This is a genomic window from Mailhella sp. (assembly GCF_057866825.1).
The window spans coordinates 1-2,851 of record NZ_DBMAHT010000187.1; the positions used below are offsets into that span (position 1 = coordinate 1).

General features: G+C 62.3%; 3 protein-coding genes. 2 read left to right on the plus strand and 1 reads right to left on the minus strand.

The window, feature by feature from the left end; genetic code table 11:
* Positions 1-179: 179 nt before the first annotated feature.
* Complete coding sequence (modB, locus tag ACZM96_RS10465) at positions 180-860, plus strand: molybdate ABC transporter permease subunit (protein ID WP_489488984.1); 681 nt, start codon at positions 180-182, stop codon at positions 858-860.
* Positions 857-1,675 (plus strand): ATP-binding cassette domain-containing protein, encoded by an 819-nt coding sequence (locus ACZM96_RS10470; RefSeq protein WP_489488985.1) that lies wholly within the window; start codon positions 857-859, stop codon positions 1,673-1,675. Before modB ends, ACZM96_RS10470 begins: the two co-directional genes overlap by 4 nt.
* Positions 1,676-2,124: 449 nt before the next feature.
* Here the strand turns inward: ACZM96_RS10470 and modA are convergent.
* The coding region (gene modA, locus ACZM96_RS10475; protein WP_489488987.1) for a molybdate ABC transporter substrate-binding protein at positions 2,125-2,851 on the minus strand (727 nt) is incomplete at its 5' end.

The window sequence follows — 2,851 nt, forward strand, 5'->3', positions numbered from 1 at the left end:
CACGCAACGCGCCCCTCACTCGCCATGACTCCCCCTCTTGCCCAGCCTCGCCCGGATGCCTTCATGCGCCGCAACGCTTCCCCGCGCCTTGAATTTCTGAAAATTTTGTCAGGATATCGGCCCTTCGGCTTGCTCCGCGTCTCCATTCCTGTTATTTTGAAATGGAAAGGAGCGCTCCCATGGAATTTTCCCTTTTCGGGCAGCAGTTTTCTCTGTTTCCCATCATGCTGTCGTTGAAAGTTGCCGGATTGTCCACTCTGGCCTCCCTCGTGCTCGGCACCCTTACGGCCCGCATTCTCGCAAGGCGGCGCTCCGTCTGCGCGGCCGTCATTGATTCGCTCTGCACGCTTCCCATGGTGCTGCCTCCCACCGTGCTGGGCTACTATCTCATTCTGCTGCTGGGCAGAAACGGCGTCTTCGGCCCGGTGCTGCAAAAAATCGGCTTGCAGTTCATGTTTTCCTGGCAGGGAGCCGTGGTGGCGGCCACGGTCGTGGTCTTTCCTCTGATCTACAAGTCGGCGAAAACCGCCCTCGAACAGGTGGACGCCAACGTGGAAAAGGCCGCGCGCACGCTGGGCGCCTCGGAAATCGCCGTGTTCTTTTCCATCAGTCTGCCGCTCGCCGGACGCGGCATTCTTTCCGGGGCCATGCTGGCCTTTGCCCGAGGCATGGGCGAATTCGGCGCAACACTCATGCTGGCCGGCAACATTCCGGGCAAAACCCAGACTCTCGCCCTCGCCATCTACGACGCCTTTCAGGCCGGAAACGACGCGCTGGCCGCCGGGCTCGTCATCCTGACTTCGTGCATCTGCGCCGCCATTCTCGTGACCGCCGACTATCTGCTGGGAGGTTCCCGGTGATCGATCTTTCCGTTCAAGCCACGCTCAAGGGGCGGCACGGGGCCTTTTCCCTCGACGTCAGCCTCAAAAGTTCCGCCTCGCGTCTGGTGCTCTTCGGCCCTTCCGGCTCGGGTAAAACCCTCACCCTGCAAATGATCGCCGGGCTCGTTCATCCGCAATCGGGGCACATCATTACCGACGACGCCGTGTTCTTCGACTCCGAAAAAGGCATCGACATGCCCGCCCGCAAACGCCGCATCGGCTACGTGTTTCAGGATTACGCGCTCTTTCCCCACATGACCGTCCGGCAGAATCTCGCCTTCGCCCTGCAGCAGCAGGAAAAGCACGTTCCCGTTCTCGGCAGCGCCTTTCGGGCCATGTTTCCGGCCAGACTCAGCGACGAGCAGCAGGCGTCCCTTCAACTCATGCTCGACCTTCTGGAAATCGCGCACCTTGCCGACCGCAGGCCGTCGCAGATATCCGGCGGACAGAAGCAGCGCGTGGCCCTGGCCCGGGCGTTGCTCATTTCTCCGCGCCTGCTGCTTCTCGACGAACCCTTTGCCGCGCTCGATCCGCTGCTGCGCATCCGCATGCGCAAGGAAATCGCCGGCATTCTGGACAACTGCGGCGTGCCTCTCATCATGATTACCCACGACCCGGAAGACGTGGACGCCTTTGCCGAAGACCTCGCCGTGTACGCCGACGGCCGCATTCTCGCCATGGAGCGCAATTTCCACACGCGTTCGCTTTTCGCGCAGGACTCGCTCTCCTACCTGTCCGACATTCTCACCAGGGGCGGACAGGGCGAACGCCCCTTCGGCTTCGACGACGTGTGAGCCGCCGCGCGGCACGCGTTGCTCTTTCCGGCCGCAGGTACTTCCGTTGCGGGTTCCGGGGCAGATGCCGGCGTGGGCTCCGGCGCAGATGCCGACAAGGCGCGGACGACGCCGTGCCGGCGCGTGCGGCGGGCGCATCTGCTTCCCCAGCCCCTTCTCTCAGAAGCAAAAAAGCCGCCCCATCCGAAGACGGGACGGCTCGACGACGGCGTCGTCAGGAACCGACGGGATCTGCACGGCGTCTCTGAACCTCTTTTCGGAATGCGGCGATTCAGCCAGTCGCTGCAACAGGGGGTTGTCCGCAGCGCCGCAGGCACGGCTTGCGCAAGGCCGCAATCATCCGCAATGTTTCCGAAATCCGCCGCCGCGCCTGAATGCCGGGCAACGCCGTTTCGCATTGCCCGGCAGACGCAGCGCTTTGTTTTCCGGCGCGTTATGTGCGGAATGTTCTACTTCACCGGACTGAAACCGTAATGAGCGAGAATTTCAAGACCTCTCGGAGACAGCACGAAGTCCACGAACTTCTGAGCGTCATTTCTGTCGGTGCTGTTTTTGGCAACGGCAATGGGATAGCACACCGGCTTATGGCCGGTCATGGCCGTGACGATGCGCACGTCCTTGCCGCCGGCAAGCGCGTCGGTGCGGTACACGAAGCCCGCGTCGGCCTCGCCGCGCTGAATGTAGCTCAGCACCTGACGCACGTTGTTGCCGAACACGAATTTGCTCTGCAACGCCTCCCAGGTTCCGGCGCTGGTCAGCGCTTCACGGGCATAGCGTCCGGCGGGAACGCTCTCGGGCGTGCCTATGGCTATGTGCTTCACGGCGGCGTCGGCAAGACCGTCCGGGCCGCTCAGCGTTCCGTTTGCAGGCGTGATGAGCACAAGATCATTCAGGGCAAAGTCCCTGCGCGTGGCGGGATCCACCAGCGACTTCTTCACGGCCGAATCCATGGTTTCCTGATCCGCGGAGGCGAACACGTCCACCGGAGCGCCCTGCTCCATCTGACGAAGCAGATTGTTGGAAGACGCAAAGTTCAGGTTGACCTTCACCCCGGTTTCCTTCGTGAACTCCTGCGAAATCTGTGTGAAGGATTCCGACAGGCTCGCAGCCGCGGAAACCGTGAGTTCCGCAGCGTTCGCCGCGGATGCGGCAAGGCCCAGGGCAAGAACAAGGGCA

Bases quoted from the DNA above. Each gene is read 5' to 3' on its own strand.
- modB (WP_489488984.1), top strand. From the start codon at position 180: ATGGAATTTTCCCTTTTCGGGCAGCAGTTTTCTCTGTTTCCCATCATG.